The organism is Stenotrophomonas sp. YJH_SMC_133, assembly GCF_059370655.1.
Window position 1 is genome coordinate 279,697 of sequence record NZ_JCAFTW010000005.1, and the last position, 21,850, is coordinate 301,546.

At 66.3% G+C, this 21,850-nt stretch carries 19 protein-coding genes; 4 read left to right on the forward strand and 15 right to left on the reverse strand.

Going from position 1 to position 21,850, the window contains the following annotated elements:
• Nucleotides 1–244 precede the first annotated feature (244 nt).
• Nucleotides 245–691 (forward strand): REP-associated tyrosine transposase, encoded by a 447-nt coding sequence (locus AC5P78_RS09635; RefSeq protein WP_099527622.1) that lies wholly within the window; start codon nucleotides 245–247, stop codon nucleotides 689–691.
• An 827-nt stretch (nucleotides 692–1,518) separates the two neighbouring features.
• Here AC5P78_RS09635 and AC5P78_RS09640 read toward each other — a convergent pair.
• The 4 genes from AC5P78_RS09640 to AC5P78_RS09655 are packed head-to-tail and all read right to left on the reverse strand — an operon-like array spanning nucleotide 1,519 to nucleotide 5,440.
• Nucleotides 1,519–1,959 (reverse strand): DUF2894 domain-containing protein, encoded by a 441-nt coding sequence (locus tag AC5P78_RS09640; RefSeq protein WP_329761753.1) that lies wholly within the window; start codon nucleotides 1,957–1,959, stop codon nucleotides 1,519–1,521.
• The gene (locus AC5P78_RS09645; RefSeq protein WP_005409939.1) at nucleotides 1,877–2,515 is read right to left on the reverse strand and encodes an OmpA family protein; all 639 of its coding nucleotides are present in this window, start codon (nucleotides 2,513–2,515) and stop codon (nucleotides 1,877–1,879) included. The genes AC5P78_RS09640 and AC5P78_RS09645 overlap by 83 nt, the downstream gene beginning before the upstream one ends.
• Nucleotides 2,512–4,776, reverse strand: coding sequence for a DUF802 domain-containing protein (locus AC5P78_RS09650; protein WP_099527620.1), 2,265 nt, complete (start codon nucleotides 4,774–4,776; stop codon nucleotides 2,512–2,514). The genes AC5P78_RS09645 and AC5P78_RS09650 overlap by 4 nt, the downstream gene beginning before the upstream one ends.
• Nucleotides 4,777–4,786: 10 nt before the next feature.
• Entirely contained in the window at nucleotides 4,787–5,440 is a 654-nt protein-coding gene (locus AC5P78_RS09655; RefSeq protein ID WP_065183844.1) for a DUF3348 family protein, read from the reverse strand.
• Between the two features lie 145 nt (nucleotides 5,441–5,585).
• Between AC5P78_RS09655 and AC5P78_RS09660 the strand changes: the two genes are divergently transcribed.
• A complete protein-coding gene (locus AC5P78_RS09660) occupies nucleotides 5,586–6,506 on the forward strand; it encodes a M14 family metallopeptidase (protein ID WP_005409936.1) in 921 nt (306 codons plus the stop codon).
• Here AC5P78_RS09660 and eptA read toward each other — a convergent pair.
• The 10 genes from eptA to AC5P78_RS09710 form a co-directional block, all read right to left on the reverse strand.
• The gene (gene eptA / locus AC5P78_RS09665) at nucleotides 6,410–8,221 is read right to left on the reverse strand and encodes a phosphoethanolamine transferase EptA (RefSeq protein WP_065183846.1); all 1,812 of its coding nucleotides are present in this window, start codon (nucleotides 8,219–8,221) and stop codon (nucleotides 6,410–6,412) included. The two genes, AC5P78_RS09660 and eptA, sit on opposite strands and share 97 nt — an antisense overlap.
• Before the next feature lie 72 nt (nucleotides 8,222–8,293).
• The gene (locus AC5P78_RS09670) at nucleotides 8,294–8,680 is read right to left on the reverse strand and encodes a diacylglycerol kinase (RefSeq protein ID WP_012480499.1); all 387 of its coding nucleotides are present in this window, start codon (nucleotides 8,678–8,680) and stop codon (nucleotides 8,294–8,296) included.
• Nucleotides 8,681–8,739: 59 nt separating this feature from the next.
• Nucleotides 8,740–9,972 carry a sensor histidine kinase gene (locus AC5P78_RS09675; protein ID WP_049397968.1) on the reverse strand — a complete coding sequence of 411 codons (1,233 nt, stop codon included), beginning with the start codon at nucleotides 9,970–9,972 and terminating at the stop codon, nucleotides 8,740–8,742.
• Nucleotides 9,969–10,643 (reverse strand): response regulator transcription factor, encoded by a 675-nt coding sequence (locus tag AC5P78_RS09680; RefSeq protein WP_012480497.1) that lies wholly within the window; start codon nucleotides 10,641–10,643, stop codon nucleotides 9,969–9,971. The genes AC5P78_RS09675 and AC5P78_RS09680 overlap by 4 nt, the downstream gene beginning before the upstream one ends.
• A 103-nt stretch (nucleotides 10,644–10,746) precedes the next feature.
• The gene (locus AC5P78_RS09685) at nucleotides 10,747–11,277 is read right to left on the reverse strand and encodes a Cif family virulence factor (protein ID WP_012480496.1); all 531 of its coding nucleotides are present in this window, start codon (nucleotides 11,275–11,277) and stop codon (nucleotides 10,747–10,749) included.
• Nucleotides 11,278–11,348: 71 nt separating this feature from the next.
• The gene (locus tag AC5P78_RS09690) at nucleotides 11,349–11,696 is read right to left on the reverse strand and encodes an RcnB family protein (protein WP_005409930.1); all 348 of its coding nucleotides are present in this window, start codon (nucleotides 11,694–11,696) and stop codon (nucleotides 11,349–11,351) included.
• Nucleotides 11,697–11,830: 134 nt separating this feature from the next.
• A complete protein-coding gene (locus AC5P78_RS09695) occupies nucleotides 11,831–13,267 on the reverse strand; it encodes an efflux transporter outer membrane subunit (RefSeq protein WP_065183848.1) in 1,437 nt (478 codons plus the stop codon).
• Nucleotides 13,264–14,148 (reverse strand): HlyD family secretion protein, encoded by an 885-nt coding sequence (locus AC5P78_RS09700; protein ID WP_065183849.1) that lies wholly within the window; start codon nucleotides 14,146–14,148, stop codon nucleotides 13,264–13,266. Before AC5P78_RS09700 ends, AC5P78_RS09695 begins: the two co-directional genes overlap by 4 nt.
• Before the next feature lies 1 nt (nucleotide 14,149).
• A complete protein-coding gene (locus AC5P78_RS09705) occupies nucleotides 14,150–14,359 on the reverse strand; it encodes a DUF1656 domain-containing protein (RefSeq protein ID WP_049471367.1) in 210 nt (69 codons plus the stop codon).
• A 4-nt stretch (nucleotides 14,360–14,363) separates the two neighbouring features.
• Nucleotides 14,364–16,238: an FUSC family protein gene (locus tag AC5P78_RS09710; RefSeq protein WP_081284576.1), complete on the reverse strand. Its 1,875-nt coding sequence runs from the start codon at nucleotides 16,236–16,238 to the stop codon at nucleotides 14,364–14,366.
• Between the two features lie 166 nt (nucleotides 16,239–16,404).
• On the opposite strand from AC5P78_RS09710, the gene AC5P78_RS09715 reads away from it, so the two are divergent.
• Nucleotides 16,405–17,199, forward strand: a complete 795-nt coding sequence (locus AC5P78_RS09715; RefSeq protein WP_014647399.1) for an AraC family transcriptional regulator — start codon at nucleotides 16,405–16,407, stop codon at nucleotides 17,197–17,199.
• Between the two features lie 35 nt (nucleotides 17,200–17,234).
• On the opposite strand, the gene AC5P78_RS09720 is transcribed toward AC5P78_RS09715, so the two are convergent.
• On the reverse strand, nucleotides 17,235–18,056 hold the full coding sequence (locus AC5P78_RS09720) for an alpha/beta fold hydrolase (protein ID WP_012480490.1): 822 nt from the start codon (nucleotides 18,054–18,056) through the stop codon (nucleotides 17,235–17,237).
• Nucleotides 18,057–18,412: 356 nt separating this feature from the next.
• Between AC5P78_RS09720 and AC5P78_RS09725 the strand changes: the two genes are divergently transcribed.
• The coding region (locus tag AC5P78_RS09725) for an RHS repeat domain-containing protein (RefSeq protein ID WP_495217193.1) at nucleotides 18,413–21,850 on the forward strand (3,438 nt) is incomplete at its 3' end.

Sequence of the window (21,850 nt, forward strand, 5' to 3'; positions counted from 1 at the left end):
CGGCCGCTGGCCGGCAACCCACAGCTCCGGTAGTGCCGGCTGCTGGCCGGCAATCCATGGCCCCGGTAGTGCCGGCCGCTGGCCGGCAACCCACAGCTCCGGTAGTGCCGGCCGCTGGCCGGCAATCCATAGTCCCGGTAGTGCCGGCCGCTGGCCGGCAACCTCATTCAACTTCAGACATCTCCCAACCTCCATCGAGGCATGGCCCGACAGCCAACGCGCAATGATCGACCCACCATGGCGCATGAGCAGCCATCGCCTCCGCCTGGGCCGTCACTCGATCATCGGCCAGTCCTACGTTCTGACAACCACGACACACCAGCGCCGCCGGCTCTTTGAAAGCGAAGCTGCAGCAGCATGTGCAATCGACCAGTTCCACTACATCGAACAGCGCGGGCTCGTACAGTCACACGCATGGGTCGTCATGCCGGAACACGTCCACTGGATGTTCGAGCTGCGCGCAGCTCACCTTCCCGACATCGCGCGCCGGATGAAATCGTCGAGCGCGCTCGCCCTGAATCGCCTGGTGGGGCGTCGATGTACGGTCTGGCAGTCTGGCTACTTTGATCATGCAGTGAGGGCGGAGGAGTCGCTGGCGCAGCAAGCGCTGTACATCCTGGGGAATCCGGTGCGCGCCGGTCTTGCTGGGCAGATTGGCGAGTATCCGTATGCATGGTCGGCCTGGTTGTGATGCCGGCCAGCGGCCGGCACTACCAGTGAATGTTCAGCACGGCCATTCGCTGTTCAGCGCCGCTTTCGCGCGCGTCGGCGATGGTCGGCCTGGTTGTGATGCCGGCCAGCGGCCGGCACTACCAAAGCAAATGCGAAGCGCAGCGCAGATTGCGTTCCGGCACACAGAGCAGCCTCGATGGTAGTGCCGGCCGCTGGCCGGCAACCCCATGACCCGCGCGGAGATGCATGGCTGCCGGCCGGCAGTCGGCACTACCAGTCGATGTTCAGCACGGCCATTCGCTGTTCAGCGCCGCTTGCGCGCGCCTCGGCCGTGGTCGGTCTGGTTGTGATGCCGGCCAGCGGCCGGCACTACCACAGCAAAGCCGAAGCGCAGCGCAGATTGCGTTCCGGCGCACAGAGCGCCCTCGGTGGTAGTGCCGGCCGCTGGCCGGCAACCCCATGACCCGCGCGGAGATGCATAGCTGCCGGCCAGCGGCCGGCACTACCAGTCAATGTTCAGCGCGGCCATTGACTGTTCAGCACCGCTTGTGCGCGCCTCGGTCGTGGTCGGTCTGGTTGTGATGCCGGCCAGCGGCCGGCACTACCAAAGCAAGGGCGAAGCGCAGCGCAGATTGCGTTCCGGCGCACAGAGCAGCCTCGATGGTAGTGCCGGCCGCTGGCCGGCAACCTCATGACCTGCGCGGAGTTGCATGGCTGCCGGCCAGCGGCCGGCACTACCAGTCAATGTTCAGCACGGCCATTCGCTGTTCAGCGCCGCTTGCGCGCGCTTCGGCCGTGGTCGGTCCGGTTTGATGCCGGCCAGCGGCCGGCACTACCAGTGAATGTTCAGCGCGGCTTGCGTGTCCGCTTCGGCTTCGCGGTATCTGCACCGCTGGCGGCGCCGTCCTGCAGCGCCTGCAGCCACGACAACGTATCCACATAGTCGATGAAGTGGCGCAGGTAGCCGGGACTGGTGGCCTGCATCGTGTCCAGCATGCGCTGCACCAGCACCGCCGAGTTCAGCGGGCCGCCGTCGGCCGGGGCCTCGGTGCGCAGTGAGCGGCGCACCTGCAGTTCGCTGCGCAGCTCCGACCACTCGCGCTGCACCTGCTGCAGCATCGGCACCTGCGGGTAATGCGGCAGCGAGCGCGACCCCGCATCGAGGTCGCGCACCAGTGCGCGCAGGCCTTCGAGCGCTGAAAGCTTACTTGGCATCCGGGGCCTTGGGCTTGGGAATCGGCGCGATCTCCACGCGGCGGTTGCGTGCGCGGCCTTCCTCATTGGCATTGGAACTGACCGGCTGCTCGCTGCCGAACGCGGCGGCGAACACGGCGTCAGCCGGTACGCCATCGGCGATCAGGGTGCGGGTTACGGTCAGCGAGCGCTGCGCGGACAGCTCCCAGTTGTCGGCGAAACGCCGGTTGCCTTCGCGCACCGGTGCGTCATCGGTGAAGCCGCTGACCATCAGGATCTCTTCGCGGCTGCCCAGATAGGCGGCCAGCGGTGCGGCCAGGCTGCGCAGCAGCTCCTGGCCTTCCGGCTGCAGCTGGTCGGAGTTCAGCGCGAACAGCACGCTGCCGCTGATGCCGATGCGGCCATCCACCAGCGTCACGCGACCGGCGGCCAACGGGCCCGCCAGCGCCTGTTCGAGGGTCTGCAGGCGCTTGGCTTCGGCCTGGCGCTGCTTCACTTCCTGGTCCAGCCGCTGCGACAGCTCCAGCTGCACCGCGACCACACCGACCAGTATCAGCACGAACGCGCCCAGCAGCACCGACATCAGGTCGCCGAAGGCGGCCCAGATCGGGGCGTGCGAACCGCCATCGACCTCCAGCTCGTCGCTCATGCGCTACCGGCCTTGCCGCGGCGCGTGGCCAGCTGCTGCAGTTCTTCCATCACCTGCTTCTGCGACAGCAGGCTGAGGTCGACCACCTCGCGCGCCTGCGCCACGTAGTAGGCCAGCTGCTCGTCGCTGCGGGCCAGCGAGGCATCCAGTGCGCCGCCGATCTGTTCCAGGCGGCCGGACAGCTCGGTGGAGGCGCTGCCGAACTGCGCGACCGCTTCGCCGAAGCTGCTGGCCAGCTGGCCGACTTCACCGGCGCTGCCGTGGAGCGCTGCGGCGATACCGTCCAGCTTTCCGGTCTCGGCGGCGATATGGTCGGTGAAGCGGTTGCCGACGCGTTCCAGCAACTCGGCCGAGCCACCGACCAGTGCGTCCACAGCGGTGCGCTGTTCGTGCGAGGCGTGGTTGATCGCATCCAGCAGGGTCTGCACGGTGGCCAGCAGGCGTCCGCGTTCTTCCAGCATCGCGTTGTCACGCACCAGGCTCTCGGACAGCGTGCTGCGCAGCTCGTTGATGACGTCGGCTGCGGCCTTCGGCGCGGCGGCGGCGGTCTGCAGCAGGGTGGACACTTCGGCCAGCGTGGCGCTGGCCTGTGCGCGACCGTTCTCGCCGATCTGCTGTGCGGTCTCCGCCAGCGTGTCGCAGACGCGCTGCTGCTGCGCGGCCAGGCGTTCGCCATTGGCCTGCAGGCGCTCGGCCAGCTCGGTGGAAACGTGCTGCAGAGCATCGCTCCAGCGCTGCAGGCGCTGTTCGTCGCCGGCCTGCAGCTGCGCCTGCAGGGCGGCGTGGGCCTGCTGCAACTCGGCGCTGACCGCGTCCCAGCGCGCCTGGCGTTGCTGCTCGCGGCTGTCCAGGCCGGCCTGCAGTTCGGCGTGCGCGGTGGCAGCGGCGGCCTGCGCGGCCTGCCAATCCTGCAAACGCTGCTGTTCGTGGTCCTGCAGCAGCGACTGGCTGGCGCTGTGCTGCTGCTCCAGTGCCTGCAGCAGCGCCTGCGCACGCGCGTCCAGATGCTCGCTGGCGGCGATCAACGCCTGCTGCTGGCGCTCGACCAGCGCGCTGTTCAGGGCCTGCTGCTGTTCGGCGGCAGCACGCAAGGCCTCCGCATTGTCCTGTGCATCGGCCTGCAGGCGCTCGCCGATACGTGTGACCAGCGCTTCGGCATGCGTGGCCTGGCCATCGCTGAAGGCCTGCAGGTGCTGGCGCAGGTCGCTCACCAGTGCCTGCTGTGCCTGGGTCTGTTCACTCACCACCTTGGCCCAGCTGGCCTCGGTGGCGACGCGGCTGCGCTCAAAACCGTCGCTCAGGCCGGCCAGCTGCTGCTGCACGGCCTGCTCGACGCGGGCATGCAGTGCTTCGCCGTGATGGGCCAGGCCAGCCAGGGTGGTCTCGGCCATCGGCTGCAGCGCGCCACCGATGGCGGCGGCGCTGGCTTCAGCCCCTTCGCGCAGCGACTGCTGCAGCGAGACCGCCAGGCGTTCCTGCAGCGCCTGGCTCTGGGTCAGGAACTCGGCCTGGCCGGCCAGCAGGCGCTCATTGGCGGCCGCACTGTGCTGTTCAAAGGTGCTGGTCATCTCCTGCAGGCGGTCGACCAGCGCCGGCAGCGCCGCGGACTGTGCCTGCAGCAGGCGCAGCGACTCGGCGCGCTGCCAGGCCTGCGAGTACGGATGCAGGTCGCCGGAGATGGCGCGGTCCAGCTGCTGCACGGCCTGCAGGCGGTCACGACGCAGCAGCGCGGCCAGCAGACCGAGCATGGCCGAGCTGGCCACACCGGCGATCGAGGTGCCGAATGCCACCGCCAGACCCTGCACCGGCGAGGCCAGCGAGCCGCGGATCGCGGCCATGTCGGTCGCGCTCTGCAGGGCCAGTCCGGTGCCACGCAGCGTGTCCATCATGCCCAGGAGGGTGCCGAGCATGCCCAGCAGCACCAGCAGGCCGACCAGGTAAGGGGTCAGCACCGGAGCGGGCAGGGCGGTACGCTCGCCTTCCACGCGCAGGCGCACGGCGTTGCGCAGGCCTGCGGGCACGCGCTCCAGCCAGGGAGCGAGGCTCTCCTTCGCGCTGGACAGGTCGTTCAGTGCGCTGCGCAGGCCGTTGCTGGCCTGGCGGTAGCGGTACAGCTCCACGCCACCGGCGATGTAGCAGGCCGCGATGATCGCCGCCACCGCTGCACCCAGCGGATGCACCGAAACATAGCCAATGCCGATCCAGCACACGGCCAGCAGGCCGACAAGGAAAACAACGACATGGAAAGCAGTTCTGGACATGGTGTTCCGGTCAGTGGGAGCGCAGGGCGTCTTGCAGCCCTTCGATCGGGTGGAAGCGCAGCTGCAGCTCGGCGAGCAGCAGGGTGCGCATGTCATGGCGGAAGGCCGCGCGCCAGCCGGGCTGGCCGTGCACGCGTTCAAAACGGGCACCGAGCACGGCCGGCGCAGTGGCCAGCAGGCTGTGCTCGCGCGGGGTGAGGGTCTGTTCCATCACCGCATCGACCTCGGCCAGCCGCGCCAGCTCGGGCGAAACCTGCACCAGCTGGTCGCGCAGGCGGCCGCGCAAGCGCCCGGTGGCGGTCTGGATGGCCTGCTGCAGTACCCGGTAGCGCTGGCGCAGCGAGGCGAAGTTGGGTGCAGCGGCAGCTTCGGCCAGATCCAGCAGGCGCTCGGTCTCGGCGTCCTCACTGATCGAGGCCAGCAGGCTGGTGTGCGCCTGGACGCAGTCGGCCAGCACATCCTCGACGGCTTCGGCGGCTTCACCGGGCTCGGGCAGGCGTCCGCCGAGCGCCCCGGACAGGGCCACGGCACGGCTCCAGTCCACCCACTGGCCGAGGCGATCGGTCAGGGCGGGACTGCTGGCCGGCATCGCGCCGTCGCTGAGACGGGCGAGCAGGCGGAGGAATTCCGGTCCACCCAGGACCGGCTGCGCTGCGTTCGCCATCAAGGGGTGAGGGGCCAAAAACCGTTGATTTTACAACCAGATGACCCGGCCTGGATGAAGGCGGGGCCGGGCGGGGGCGCCCGCAGGCGCGACAAGGCTTAGAATGTCCGGCTGCACCCATCCGTTCGACCCCTGGAGTTCCCCAATGACCGTTGCGCAGTTCTACCCGATCGGCACCCCCGGACAGCCCTGGGGCGACGCGGAACGCGCACAGTGGCGGGCCCGCCAGCAGCGCCAGCGCAGCTATCACGACGACGTGGTGGCCGCGCTCGAGCGCCTGGACGACAGCTTCGATGTGATCCAGTACGGCCAGTTGGACTATGCGCCGGACCATTACCCGCTGTTCGCCGTGGTCAACCACGACTGGAACCCGGCGCTGCCGACCGCACTGATCACTGGTGGTGTGCATGGCTACGAGACCAGCGGCGTGCATGGCGCCCTGCAGTTCCTGGAACAGCAGGCTGAGCGTTACCTGGGCCGGCTGAACCTGATCGTGGCACCGTGCGTCAGCCCGTGGGGCTACGAGCGCATCCAGCGCTGGAACCCGGATGCCATCGACCCCAACCGCAGCTTCCGTGACGGCGGCCAGATCGAGGAAGCGGCCGCGCTGATGGCCTGGGTGGCCGAGCGCAAACCGAACCTGCTGGTGCACCTGGACCTGCACGAGACCACCGACAGCGACCTGCACGAGTTCGATCCGGCGCGCTGCGCCCGCGACGGCAAGCCGTTCGAGCGCGACACCATTCCGGATGGCTTCTACGTGATCGGCAACAGCGAAGACCCGCAGGCCGAGTTCCAGAAGGCCCTGATCGCTGCGGTCGCGCCAGTCACCCATATCGCCCCGGCCGACGCCGAGGGCAACCTGGTCGGCCTGCCGCTGCAGTCACCGGGCGTGGTGTGGGGTGAGTCGCGGTCGATCGGCGCCTGCGCCGGCTTCACCGACGCGCGCTTTGCCACCACCACCGAGGTCTACCCGGACAGCCCGCGCACCAACCCGCAGGAGTGCAACGACGCCCAGGTGGCGGCGGTGTGTGCGGGCCTGGATTTCGCCCTGGCGGCGCAGTAACGCGCCACGTTGCGGGCAGCGACCGGCATCAACCGGCGCCGTTCTTTGGCTGGCGAGGTGGCCACAGCCGGCGAAGCCGACGCGCGGCATCCGGCGAAGACATCCAGATCGGGCTGGTACACCGTGGTGTTGACCCCGAACAGGCCCAGCAGTGAGTGGAAGACATTGTCGTGGCTGTGCGCCCGGTGCAGGGCATTCCCGCGCAGGCAGGCCAGGTCCACGCCCGCGTTGCGGCTGAATTCCGGTGGGAACCACATCACCATCGGCACCTGGGTCTGCTCGCGCGGCGCGATGAAGTAAGGCGTGCCGTGAAGGTACATGCCACGTTCGCCGAGCGACTCGCCATGGTCGGACACATAGATCAGCGCGACATCACGCCGGTCCGAATAGCCCTGCAGCAGGTCGATGGTCCTGCCAAGCATGCGGTCGGTGTGGACCAGGGTGTTGTCATAGGTGTTGACCAGCGCCTCGTTGCTGCACTGCTGGATCTGGTTGCTGTCGCAGGTCGGACTGAATGCCCGCGACTGTGCCGGGTAGCGTTCGAAGTAGGTCGGGCCGTGGCTGCCAAGCTGGTGCAGCACGACCAGGGCGTCACCGTTCATGGCGTCAATGCGTGTACCGAGCTGATGCAGCAGCACCTCGTCATAGCAGGTGCCGTCGGCATTGACACATTGGCCGGCCACCTTCAGCGCGGGCATGTCCTCGGTCGGCACGCGTTCGCACACGCCTTTGCAGCCACCGTTGTTGTTGTTGCGCCAGAGCACGCTGATGCCCGTGCGCTGCAGGATGTCGAGCACGTTCTCCTCGGTCGCTGCGCGTACATCGTCATACTGGCGGCGGGTCATCTGCGAGAACATGCACGGCACCGAGATCGCCGTTGCGGTTCCGCATGAGGAAACATCACTGAAGCTGATGACGCCTTCCTTGCGCGATAGCCGGGGATTGGTCGCGCGTGGGTAGCCGTTGAGCTGGAAGTTCTGTGATCGCGCGGTCTCGCCGACGACCATGACCACAAGCTTCGGACGCGGGCCCGGTACGCGCCGTGCGTCCATGCCGATCGGGCGCAAGGGTTGCTGGCGGGCGCTGTAGAGGCCTTTCAGATAACCGTGGGTATGTCGCACGACATTCAACGGCAGCACCTGGTCACGGAGATAGCGGTTGTTGCGCAGCAGCGAGGAGTAGTCCTTGTAGAACGCGAAGCCGATTGCCAGCAGTACCAGCAATGACGCCAGAGCGCTGGCCGGCCACACCAGCAACGAACGTATCGAACCGGCCCCGCTGGTGGTGCGCACCAGGGCGAGCCCGGCAGCAGGCAGCACGCCCAGCGCCAGCAGGGTCAACAGTAGTGGCAGCGACAGATAGGCGTTCAGTTCGGCCTGGTTGGTCTCGAACACGTTCTGCACCATGCTGCGATCGATCAGCACGTTGTAGTGCAGCATGAAGTAGCTGCAGGCGGCGCTGACGACAACGAGCAGCACCAGCAGCGGCCTGCGCAGGAATGGCAGTGCCAGCAGTGGCGTCAGCAACAGGTTGAACAGGCAGAACAGCACCACCGGCAGGCTGGCCAGGAACAGCACGCTGCGCACGCTGTTGAGGTCGACCAGCCCCCACAGCGTCTTCCAGAGGGCGATGTTTCCAATCGTGGTGAAGAACAGTGCGACGGCCCAGACCAGAACGATCGGATGGGGCCGTGGAAAACGGCGGCATTGACGCACGAGCAGGTTCCGTGGAGCGGGAGTGCGCGCAGTATCGAAACCGCTTTATCAGGAAGTTGTCAGGTTGGCGGACTAGCCCAGCAGGATGAGGCCCCACACAGCACCCACCATCAACAGTGCGGTGGTCTGCGCGGCGCTGCCCATATCCTTGGCGTTCTTTGACAGCGGATGCTGTTCAAGGGAGATGCGATCAACCACCGCTTCGATCGCCGAGTTGAGCAGTTCCACCAGCAGGCTGATGAAGCAGACCGCCAGCACTATCGCGCGCTCGACCGCGCTGATGTCCAGTACGAACGCTGCAATGATCAACAGCGCGTGCAGAAGCAGCAGCTGGCGAAAGGCAGCCTCGCCGCGGAAGGTGGCGACGAAGCCATCACGCGAATGGATGAGGGTGTGGAAGATGCGGCTCAGGCCGGTCTTCCCGTGCGGGTACTTGCCGCTGTCCTTGGGGTGCTGCATGCGGTTTCCGCCGTGAAGTGAGCAATCCCCAGCATGTGCACGCGTGCGTCAGGAAATCGTCAGAGGGGCCACTCCAGGCTGAACCGGCATCCCTGCTGCGATGAATGCACCGTCATCCTCCAACCCAGGTGCTCGACGATGCGCTGCACGATCGACAACCCCAGCCCCTCGCCGCTGTGCACGCTAGCGGGTACGAAGCGCTGGAACAGCTGTGGATCGATACTGGAGGGCAGGCCGGGCCCCGTGTCGGCGACGATGAGTGCGGCGTCGTGGAGGGAGATCCGGACTTCGCCGCTTTCGGTGTACTGGCAGGCGTTGCGCAGAAGGTTCCAGATCACGCTGCGCGCAAGATCCGCGTTGGTGTGCAGCACGGTGTCATGCAGGGCATCAAACGCAACGATCACCGGCTTGCCGGAAAGCCAGGGCTGGCAGCGATCCATGCAGCATTCAATCAGCGCACGCAGGGCCACCTCGTTGCGTGGCACGGTGCTGGGGGCGCGAGAGAGCAGCAGCAGGCAGGTCAGCTGGCGCTGCATCTCCTGGGTGGTGCGCAGGATGCGCTCGGCACTGGGAACCAGGTGGCTGTCGGCCGGAAGCTGGCAGGCCAGCGTCTCGGCAGCACCACCGATGATGGCCAAGGGCGTGCGCAGCTCGTGGCTGGCATCGCCGCTGAAGCACTGTTCGCGATGCAGGAACCGTTCGAGCTCGTCACTATGGCGGGCAAAGGCGCGCGCGAGCACGCCGATCTCATCGCGTGCGTCCTGGTAGGGAAAGGGCTTGTGGCCGTCCTGCACCGCATCGGCCAATCGTGTGATGGGCGCGATGACGTGGGTCGCTACCTTGCGACCGATCAGGAAGGCGCCAAGCACGCAGATCGAAATGACCAGTGCCGCAAAGGCATTGATCAGGTATTCCAGATAGCCATAGGGCGCTGCGTCCTGCAGCAGGTAGTAACGTTGGCCGGCACTGTCGAACACGCGCAGGTGCCACTCGTTGGGTGCTGCTTCGCCGTGATATCCCGGGCCATATTGGCGCAGCACGACAGGCACGTCCTGGGCATCGAACAGTGCGCTGCCGGAGGGCAGGTCGGGACGCCGACCACGGGCGAGTTCGTCCTGCAGGCGGCGTACTTCATTGTCCTGGGTCCGCGCGACGACAGCGGCCCGGACCTGGTCGTAGTCCACCTGTTCGGCCAGTACGATGAAGCCCATGGCACCGGCCATCAACAGCACGAACGAGATCGTGATGCGGGTGCGCAGGCTCAGGCGGCGGTAGAGGGAGGCACGGGTCACGCCTGCATGCGCCAGCCGACGCTGTGCACCGTGGTGATCAGCGCGGTGTCGAAGCTGCGGTCCACCTGCAGGCGCAGCTCATGGATGTGGGTTCGCAGCGCGCCGCTGTCCGGTGGCTCGTCGCCCCAGACCAGGTATTCCATCTCCTGCTTGCGCACCACGGCCGGCGCCGCACGCACCAGGCACATCAGCAGCTTGTGCGACGTGGGCGTCAGCGCAATGCAGCGGCCTTGCCGCCAGGCTTGTGGCGAGCGCGTGTCTACCTGCAGGTCCTTCCACGCCAGCACGCTCTGGACCTGGCGACCCTGCGCCCGTCGTACCAGGGCCTTGATCCGCGCATCCAGTTCCGTCAGCGAGAACGGTTTGACCAGGTAGTCATCCGCGCCCAGGGCCAGGCCCTGCACGCGGTCTTCGACCGGATCGCGCGCGGTCAGCATCAGGATCGGCACCGGGTTCTGGAACTCCTGGCGCAGCTTCTGGCACAGCGTCATGCCGTCCAGCCGCGGCAGCATCAGGTCCAGCAGGATGGCGTCGTAGTCGTCTTGCGTGGCCCGGCGCAGTCCGCTGGCGCCGTCGCGGGCGTCGTCCAGGACGTAGCCCAGCGGTTCAAAGAAGGCATACAGGTTGGCAACCAGCTCGGGGTTGTCTTCGATGATCAGCAGGCGGGTCATGGCATGCGTCCTTGAGCGTGGCCGAACTCTGCCCGATCGCTCGCCGAATGCCAATGCCCTTGCTGAATGGATCGCGGGTGAGGGCGCCCGCATCAAGCCCTGCTCAATCGGCCGGGCTGCGTGAATCGCGGACCGAGTAGATCACCGAGAAGATCTTCCAGCCCTGTTCGGTGCGGATCAGCTGCCACATTTCCTTGCCCCAGTTGGTCTTCACCCCATCGTCGTGGAAGCTGTAGTCAAACGAGACCGAAGCCACATCACCATCCGTCTCGATCTTCGTGTTGGAGAACTTCTCCTCCTTCGGCTTCGGCGAGGCCACCGCCCCGTCGATCAGCGCGATGAAGTTGTTTGCAGGAATCTGCCGTGCCTTGATTGCATCGGGCTTGGCCTTGCGGATGTCCTGCAGGCGCACGTCCTCGGAAACGAACTGCCAGCCGATGTCTTCTGGTTTGTCCGAGAAGAACAGGCCCATGTAGGTCGGCTTGTCCTTGTTGATCAGCGAGGTGCGGAACGCTTCGACCACCTGTTCGATCGCTTTTACATCCGCCGCTGATGGCTGCTGGCTAGCGTGGGCCGGCTGGCCTGCGATGAGGCCAACAATGAGAAACGCGCTCTGGAATCCGGTGGTTCGCATCATTCATGTCGGCCGCAGTGTGGTGGGAGCGCGCCAGGGCCACGGCTACAGGGCCCCGGCGCGCTCCGCATTCAACGATGCAGCGCGTCAACAATCAAGCCGGTGGCGATCTCCACCAGCAGATACTCGTTATCGGACTGGCGCACCCAGCGCCGGTCGCGGCCCGGTTCGCGCAGGTCATAGCGCGCGTAATCGTCTACCCAATAGCGGCGGTCCACTTCGGCCCACGGCAGGCGCTCGCCACGTCGCCAGGCCTTCTTCTGCCAGCCCGGCGGCGGCGCGTCGCGGTGGTGCGGGCCGCCTGCGTGCGGCGGCGGGCCGTTGCCTCGGGCGTGGTGCGGCGGATCGGCGAAGGCGGGGGCCGCGGCCAACGCGGTGGCTGCGCTCAATGCGATGGCAAGCAAACGTGTGGTCTTCATGGGGATGCCTCCGTCATGGCCGCAGCATGCGGCGCTGTGGCGGGAATATAGGGCAATCCATGTGAATGAATGCGGGTGTAGGCGGTAATTTCCTGAACAGACGGCGCGGCCTGCAGTCGTTGCCAGACAACGGGTCATTGGACCCCGCCCGGGGCCGAATCCGTTGCAGCCCAGCCTCCGCCCAACGACACGAAAAGATCCATCTGCCGGTCAATGCGTTCCGCGCGCGAGGCGGCCAATGCGGACTCCGCATCTGCCAGCTCCGCCTGGGCCGAAAGCACGTCTAGAAAATCGATCCTGCCGAAGCGGTAGAGGTGCTGTGCCTGTTCGGTGGCCCGGGCTGCGTCCCGACGCGCGTGCGCTAGGCTGCGCTCGCGTTCAAGCTCCTGCGTGCAGGCAGAAAGCGCGGTCTCGGTCTGGCGCAGTGCCTGCAGCACGATGCCGTCAAAGGAAGCGAGAGCGGTCTCCGCATTGGCACCGGCCGCTGCGATGCGGGCCTTCGCCGCGCGGTGGTTGGGCCAGTGCCATGACAGCACGGGGCCGATGCTCGCACCGAAGCCGTCGGCCGACAGCAGATGCGCCGGTGTGCCGGCGACGCCCGAAGAGGCGCCCAGGGTGATCTGCGGATAGAGAGCCGCCGTCTCGACACCGATCATTGCAGTCGCGGCGGCCAGGCTGCGTTCGGCTGCGCGTACGTCAGGGCGCCGCTGGAGCAGCTGCCAGCCGTCACCGATCGGCAATGCTTGCTGCAGCTCAGGGGGCTGTGGGCACCCTTCTGCTTCCCTGGGATAGTCTGCCGGGACTTTGCCCATCAGTGCGGCCAGTTCGAACAGTGAGGCCTGCCGTTCCGCCAGCAGGTGCGGTATCGCCGCCGCGCTGCGATTGACGGCTGCACCGGCACGGCTGACATCGAAGTCCGTTCCGCGCCCGCCGGCAGCAAGGCGTCGGGTTGCCTCCAGCGTAGCGCGCTGTATCGCCAGCACCTGCCGGGTTGCAGTGAGCGTGTGATTGCTTGTGCACACCTGGAGATAGGCACGGGTGACGGCCGCAGCGACGACCACGCGGACCTGGTCGCGTGCCGCAGCGACAGCCTCCGTGTCCGCGTTGGCGGCTTCGATGCCGCGGCGGATGCCGCCTGCGAGATCCAGCGGATAGGAGAGGTGGAGGCCCAGCGCATAGGATTGCGGTGCGGCCGACGCCTGGGTGTAGCCACCGGCATGGGTGAGCGTGCCCGATGCATCCACGTCCCCTTGTACGGCACCGCGCGCGCGGTACTCCAGCACGGTCGCGCTGGCGCGCCGAAGGTTGGCATCGGCGGCGCGCAGGTCGGTATTGGCCGCCAGTGCTTCGCGTACGTAGGCGTCAAGCTGGGGGTCGCCATACAGTTGCCACCATCGATCCGGTGGCGCGTCGTGGCTGAACGATGCCTCCTGGCCCGAGACGAACGCCCGCGCCGCCCGTGGGGAGGCTGCGACAGCGCTCGCCGGCAGGTGATAGTCGGGGCCGGACACGCAGGCCGTCATCGGCAGCAGCAGGGCAAGCAGCCCGCCACGTACTGTCCGCACGCTCACTTGCAGGCTCCCTGCGCCGAGGGGGTGATGGTCACACTCGCAGTGCGACCTACGATCAGCCGGGTATCCGGCGACGCATCATCGATACGGATGCGTACCGGGATGCGCTGTGCCAGCCTCACCCAGGTATAGGTCGGCGCCACGGCCGGCAGCAGGTTGTGCGTGCTTGAGCGCTGATCGTCGGCAATGCCGGCGGCGATGCTGTCAACGTGTCCGCGGACATCGCGGGTGTCGCCCATCAGCCGGGCCACGGCGGCATCGCCCTCGGTGATGCAGGTCAGTTTGGTTTCCTCGAAGTAGCCTTCGATACGCAGGCTGTGGGTGTCGATCAGCGCCAGTGCCTGCGCACCGGGTTGCAGGTAGTCGCCCGCGTGCAGGTCCAGGTTGGTGACGATGCCGTCGGTGGTTGCGCGCACCTCGGTGCGTTGCACGTTGAGCTGGGCGACGCGCTGTTCGGCCCGTGCCTGCGCCAGCGCTGCCAACTCGGTATCGACCTTGGCGGCATTGCGTTCGCGTGTCTCCGAGGCGACCAGGTTGCCAAGTGCGTTGTCCCGTGTCGATTCGCGGCGGGCCAGCGCCAGCGTGGCGCGAGCGCTGCTGACCGCTGCATCGGCCTTCTCAAGCGCGGCAGCGAAGCGCGGTTGATCCAGCACCAGAAGCAGCTGTCCGGCGCTGACCCGCTGGTTGTCGTGCACCAGCACCTGGGTGACCAGCCCCCCCATGTCCGATGCAACGCGCACCACATCGGCGCGCACCCGCCCATCCCGCGTCCACGGGCGCATTTCGTAACGCTTCCAGATGGACAGTGCGGCGACGACAGCAATCGCGAATACAACCAGCGTAGCGCTCCAGCGCCCGATGACGGCAAGCAGGTGTTTCATTTCATTTCTCGAGCAGGGGCGAGAGCCGGATCATCAGCTCCGCCAGGATCACGAACAGGGACAGGCCCACCAAGGGCCGCGCGGCGAACAGCCGGTACAGGCCGAGGCTGGCGAGCAGGCGCGAGGTCAGCATCGACAGCGCCAGCGCGGCGGCGGCCACGGCGAGCAGGCCGGGGATCAGCACGCCATCAATGGAAAGATCAGAAAGCATGAGGTCAGTGCCGATGAGTGAGAGCAGGCGCCAGCAGGTCGCGGCGCAATCCGCAGAGCAGGTGCGACAGATGCTCACGATCACCCCCGCTGCTGGCCACTGCGGCCTCGCGCATGCGGTCGAGCAGTTCCAGAAGATGGGCATCGACACTGCGTGGCGCATGGCCGCGGATCCTGAAATGTGCGGCGATGCGTTCGACCAGCGCCGCATGAAGCGCCCGAACCTGCGGGTTGTGCAGCCGCCTTTCCAGCGCGCGGAGTTGGCTGGATGCACGTGCCGCACGAACGTCCGCAAACAATTCCCGCAGATCGTGTGCGGCACTGGAACGGCCCTGCAACCTGGGAGCGAGCAGCCCGATTCGATCCAGCATGCGGCTGAGCCAGGCGCGGGTCACGCCACCTTGTTCGGCGGCATGTCGTGCGATATCCCGACGGATCGAACGCTCCAGCCGTGCGCGGTTGCGGCCCGCATCGGCGGTCTGGAACAGCTGCATGCTGCACAGTGCCACCGTCGTACCGATGAACAACGCAACGCTGTTGTTGAGCGCGCCGGCGATGTTGGTCGAATTGGTCGCGCCCAGGCCGGCGATGAGCGGAAACGTCAGCACCACGCCCAGCGCAGCCATGATGAAGGGCGGCCGGGCCAGGAACGATCCGCATAGCAGCAGCGCAGGCGCCAGCGCGGCCATCAGGCCGACGAAATCGGACAGCGCGGGGAAGATCAGCAGACCGTAGAGCAGGCCGACGGCAACGCCGATGCAAGATCCCACCAGGTAGCGCATGACATGCGGTGCCGGCGCTTCGATCGTGCCGAACAGCACGCACGCTGTGCCGATGATGGACACCGCCGTGGCGCCGTCCGACCAGCCCGTGATGATCCACAGCACGCAGCTCAGCAGGATGCCGACGAACGCCCCCAGTGCGCTGCGCGCGGCGTTCCTGTGATCCCGGTGAATCACTGCGCCCTGCACATTCCGCGCAAGACGGTCAGGCACATGCAGGCGCCAGTCGGGGCGGGCAGTGTGCAGTTGTGCCTGCAGCACGCGGCAGTCGGCGTGGGCGAGGTCGAGCTCGGCCTGTTGCGCGGCGAGGCTGGCCTGCAGCAGATCGCGCCAGCCGCTTGCATCCATTGTGCCGGCCTGCGGTGAACGCAGCCGAGCGATGGAATCTTCCACCGCGCTGGACAGCATCAGTACGTCCAGCATCCGGTCATGCAGGGCACGCAGGATCTGCACCTGGGCCACGCCGTGGGCGCTGTCGAAGGGCAGGTGGATCGACAGCACATGCAGCTCGAGCAGGTCGGCGGCCACTTTCGAGCGGTCCGTCGCCAGCACCGTGTCCGATGCACTGGCGCGCATGTCGCGTGTCCATCGTTCCGCATCTTCCAGCACGGCAGCAACCCGTGCGTGCACGCGCATCGAAACCCGGCGCGGCAGCACCAACCCATGTACCAGCGTGGCGGCCAGGATGCCGATGGCGATTTCCTGCACCCGCGTGATGGCAATGGTGAACACCTCTCCCGGCACCATCACCGCAGGAAACCCGATCAGGCTGGTGGTATAGCCGGCCAGCAGGAACGCGTACGCACGTGGCGTGCGGTCGAGCATCGCCAGGTACAGGCACAGCGCCATCCAGGTGGCGAGCGCGGCGCTCAGCACCAAGGGCGCATTGGCGAAGCGTGGCACCAGCGCGACGGTGGCGACGGCCCCGCCCACGGTACCGAGCAGGCGGAACAGGCCGCGGCTGAGCGTTGCCCCGGAAAGAGGCTGTGATACCAGATAGACCGTGCCGATCACCCAGAACGGGCGGTTCAGGCCGACCCTTAGAGAGACATAGAGCCCCAGCGACGCGGCGAGCAGGCATTTGAGCGAGAACAGCACCGCCTCCTGGTCGGTCCTGAGGGCAGGGCTTTTAAACCGCGCAAATGCCTGGAGCAGGTGGGGGCGGAGCGGGCTGGAGGAGTGCATGCGGCTCATGCTAGTGATCGGCCGCACTGGCGAATTTCGCTACAATGACAACCAATCGCTAAAACCGGTCAATGTGAGAATGGCTCGCATTTCGCTCCCCGGCTTTGACCTGGACCCGGACGAGACCGATCGCCCGGCGGTTGCCAGCCGCCTGCAGGTGGCCGAGCACGACGCGGAAATTCCGGTGCATGAGCATCGAAAGGGTCAGCTCATTCTCGCGCTGCATGGGGCGGTGACCTGCGAAGTGGCCAATGCGCTGTGGATCGTGCCGCCCCAGTGTGGCGTCTGGATTCCGGGCGGCATGCCGCACAGCAACCGCGCCACCGCCAACGCGCGCCTGTGCTACCTGTTCGTCGAGCCCGGCATCGTCGACCTGCCGGCGCAGTGCGTGACGCTGGCCATCTCGCCGATGCTGCGCGAGATGATCCTGCACCTGGCTGACGCGCCGCTGGACTATCCGCATGGCAGCCACACCGACCGGCTGGCGCGGGTGTTGCTGGACGAGCTGGTACAGATGCCGGCTGAGCATCTGTCGCTGCCGGTCAGCCATCACCCGAAGGTGCGTGCGCTGGCTGCGGCGCTGTCGGCGGATCCGGCAGACCGCAGCACCATCGGCCAGTGGGCCGTGCGCCTGGCCCTGGGCGAGCGCACGTTGACCCGCCTCATCGAACGGGAAACGGGACTGTCCTTCGGGCGCTGGCGGCAGCAACTGCACCTGCTCATCGCCATTCGGGAACTCGCCGCCGGTGCACCCGTACAACGCGTTTCCGAGACGCTGGGCTATGAGTCGGTGACGGCCTTCATCACGATGTTCAAGAAAGCGCTTGGCCTTTCCCCGGCGCGGTACTTTGCGGTGCGCCTGCGTGGGCAGTAGCCGGGGACAGCCCGGGAAGCCCCTGCCTGGAACAGCTACTTCGAGGTGCCGGAGACCGATTGAATCGCTGCCACCACCGCAGCGGGTTCCTCGCGCTGGAGGGTGTGGCCGGTTGCCAGGTAGCGGTGCGAGCCGCGCGTGAATCCCGAGAAGAGCAGGGCGTGCTGTGCTTTCCAGAGCGCCTTGCCCGCTGCGGTTTCCTCGAAGAACAGCGGTTCGGCAGCCAGCTGGGTTGCAGTCAGCAGCGCTACCGGCACGTCCGGCATCGTGCGCGGGGTTTCCGCACCGGGTGCATCCAGCTGTTCGGTCAGCACGGCGTAGTCGGCGGCCATGGCTGGCGGCAGCATCGCCCGCAGCTGGGCATCATCTGCCTGCACGCGGGCACTGTCGGCCTGCTTGAACGCATGGCGCTGCCCCATTGTGGCCGGGTCCACCAGCACCAGGCCCTGCAGGCGCTCCGGATGGCGGCGTGCAAACTCCGTGGCCAGCAGGCCGCCATAGGAGTGACCCACCAGCACAACGCGGCGACCGGGAGCGAGCGTATCGATCACGGCCGTGAGGTCGGCCAGATGCGCATCGATGCGCTTGGGATGACCGTCGCTGCCGGACTTGCCGAGTCCCGCACGGGCGTAGGTGATGCTGTGGTAGTCGCGCCCCAGACCGGCAACCACCTCCTTCCAGGCCCCCGCGCCCTGCCCGAAACCGGATTCAAAGACCACGGTGATCGGGCCGGCCCCCATCTCTTCGGCCTGCAGTGTGTAAGCGCCTCGATCCACCTGGATTTCCCCTGCGTGCGCGGTGCCCACTGCGGCCATCATGGCGGCCAGCGCCCACAACGTCACTCGGCTGATCTTCATTGCCATTCTCCTGGGCCGTGACGCGTGCCAGCCCTTCCGATGGGTCAGGTCTGCAGCGGAGTGCCACAGCCTGCCGACCTCGCGACAGGTCGTGTTGGTAATGTAGTGAGGTATAACACCGACTCCCTGTGCAGAAAGTCATGGGGACGGGGCGTAGACCGCTGAATGGCGTTGGATGCTTGAATCTGTGATCGGTTACGCGGCTCCACACTTGAACGTGCAAGCGTCCTCAACGATAAAGGCGGCATGTGGCACTGCCGCATTCCGGACCAGGGACGATCCGAAGCATGACGCGGGGCACAGCTCCGCGTTCTCGTTCCCGCCGGCGCTGTGTTCGTCCAGGAAGGAGAACAGGGATGTTGGAACGACTGAAGACCATTTTGTGTGCCGTGCTGGCGATCGTTGCCGTTGGCTGCATTGCGCCGGCTGTTGTACAGGCGCAGGAAAGCAAGATCACCTGGCGTATTTCGCAGCCCGGCGGCAATTCGACGCAGTACAAGACCCAGCAGCAGGCGGTGCAGGCGATCAAGAGCCTGCCCGCACCGAGTCCGTTCCCGCCGGAGTTCCAGTTCGGTTGGCAGTCTGTCGACAAGATCAAGTCGAAAGTCGTGGACTTGAACGGAAATACGTCGATCACCTACTGGATGGGGAAGGCACAACCCTCCGATCCAGACTGGACCTATCTGAGTACAGCGGAGTTTTCGACCGAAGAGGCGATGGTCGCGAGTTATCTCGCTGAAGTCCAGGCAAGTAACCCTGTGTGTCCGGGTGCTGCTGTTACACCACAGGGTGACTGGTTCTCCGGCGTGCCCGAAATGGAAGGCGTAGTCGAGTCCAGGTTCTATCAAATCACCGATATGATCGGGGAGAACACGGCCGAATCGCCCTGCGCTCCCTACGTGAGCCAGATGGCCTTCGGCCGCAAACGCCGGCTTGATTGCCCTGTTCCACTTACGCAGTGGTCCAACAAGCACAACGCCTGCGTCAACGAGGAATTCGTTGCGACCATCACCTCGAAGTCGCAGAAGTGCGACAAGGACGGCGGCAACGGTAGCTGCCCCATGCCCCGCAACGATACAGCGGCGAACATGAGTCCGATTCCCGACAAGGACCCGGCCTCCAACGGCGGTACCTGCGACGGCAATGTCGGCAACCCATGTGATGTTAAAACGGGCGAGAAGTATGAGATCGCGCAGGACTTTGATCTGGGCTGGATCGCGCTGACGCGCTTCTATCACTCCGGCATCTCCACCTCATCCGGTGGCTTCGGCTATGGCTGGACCCATTCGCTGGGCGCCCACCTGGCACTGGATGGCGTTGACAGTGTGGGCATCATTGAAAGCACCGGTTTCCAGCGTGCATTCAAGAAGATCGGCCAAGCCTATGAGGCGGACGACGACAGTGGTGACCGTCTGGTCCAGAACGGCAACTGGACACTGTACTCGGCGGATTCCATCTCTACCTTCGGCGCGGACGGGCGTCTTGCCGCCAAGCGCTTCCCGGATGGCACGTCGCTGGCCTACATCTACGACGACAGCGACCGCCTTGCGGCGGTCACCCACAGCAGTGGCCGCACACTGGAGTTCGTTTACCAGTCCAACGACTATGAGGCGTTGATCAGTTCGGTGCTGGTCGAAGGCGTTGCGCTCGCCACCTATACCTACACGCCGCAGAACCAGGTCGCCACGGTGACCTATGCGGGTGGTGGTGTGCGGACATATCACTACGAGAACCAGGACTTCCCCCAGCACCTGACCGGCATCACCGCTGAGGACGGTCGCCGCTACAGCACCTTTATCTACGATTCCATCGGTCGTGTGATCTCCAGTCAACATGCCGGCGGTGCCGATGGCGTGACACTGGCCTACAGCCCCAATGGTGGTGCGTTGGTGACCGACGCGCTGGGGCGGCAGACCGACTACACCCTGACACCCGGGGGCGACACCGCTCCGTCGCGCAAGGTGACCGGCCTGAGTGATTCGCAGGGAACCGTCAGCCGGACCTACTACGACCAGAGTGTCGACTTCCGTCGGCGCCTGGATACCTACACTGATCGTCGCGGTATCCAGACCAAGCACACCTATGCGCAGGGTACTGATGCGGTGAGCGGCCGTGCCGTCAGCATCCATACCGTGACCGAAGCGGTCGGCTTGCCCGAGCAGCGTGTGGTGACCACGGCGCGCGACGTTGAAACCAATGCGGTACTGACCACCCGGATCGGCAATCGTGAAACCCGAACGTCCTTCAATGGCCGGCGCCAGCCGACAACCAACACGGTGACCGACATCGCGTCCGGTCAGACGCGCATCACCAGCTATACGTACTGCGAAGCCGCTGATGTGGCAGTGGCAGGCAGCTGCCCGGTGGAGGGGCTGCTGAAGAGTGTGGATGGCCCGCGCACGGATGTGGCCGATGCCGTTACCTATGCCTATTACTCGGCGGATGATGCAGGGTGCGCGACCGGAGGTGCCTGCAGCTATCGCAAGGGCGACCTGCGCAGCGTGACCAATGCGCTGGGCCAGACGGCCGAGACTCTGGCTTACGACGCGTTCGGGCGGCCGTTGTCGGTCAAGGACGCCAACGGCGTGGTGACTGATTACACCTACCATCCCCGCGGCTGGCCGACCTCCATCACCGTGCGCGGCGCGACCACGGCCGAGGATCGGGTCACCCAGCTGAGCTACTGGCCAACCGGCCAGGTGCAGAAAATCACCGAGCCGAATGGCAGCAGCGTGTCCTACTTCTACGATGCTGCGCTGCGCTTGACCGACATCGAGGACAACGCGGGCAACACGATTCACTACATGCTGGACAACGCCGGCAATCGCCTCAAGGAAGACACGCTCGATGCAGGCGGCACGCTACGTCGCACCTTGGCGCGGACGTTCAACACGCTCGGCCAGCTGACCGCACTGAAGGACGCAGGCAATCACGCTACCGGCTTTGCCTACGATGCCAACGGCAACCCGCAGACCGTGACCGACGCCCTGCAGCGCGTGACCAGCCAGCAGTACGATCCGCTCAACCGACTGGCGCAGACCCTGCAGGATGTCGGCGGCGTGGCGGCGGAGATCCGCAGCCAGTACAACGCGCTGGACCAGGTCACCCAGGTCACCGACCCGAAGGGCCTGCATACCACCTACGCCTACAACGGTTTCGGTGATATGACCGGGCAAGTCAGCCCGGACAGTGGCGCCAGCAGCTTCGCCGTGGACGCCGCCGGCAATCGCAAGACGGCTACCGATGCGCGTGGCGTCACCGCCACCTATCACTACGATGCACTCAACCGCCTGATCGGTATCGCCTACCCGGACCCCAATCTGGACGTGGGCTACAGCTATGACGTGGCGCCTGCTGCGTGTACCGCCGACGAGCGTTTTGCCAAGGGGCGCCTGGGGCAGGTGCTGCACGCCAATGGAAGCGCCCAGTATTGCCATGACCGCTTCGGCCAGGTCACCCGTAAAGTGCAGACGATCAATGGTGTCGCCAGCACGCTGCGCTACGCCTATAGCAAGTCGGGCCGTCTGACTGCGTTGACCTACCCCGACGGCAGCGTGGCCGACTATGTACGCGATAGCCAGGGGCGCATCAGCCAGATCGGCCTGACCCGGCCCGGCCAGGCACGCCAGATCGTGGTGAACAACGTGACCTACGCGGCCTTCGGCCCGGCCACCGGCTGGGCCTATGGCAATGGGCGGCAGCTGCAGCGTCCGCTGGACTTGGACTATCGCCCGCAGGCGGTGCACGACCCGGCTGCGGGCGGTCTGTCGCTGGGCTACGGCTACGACCCGGTC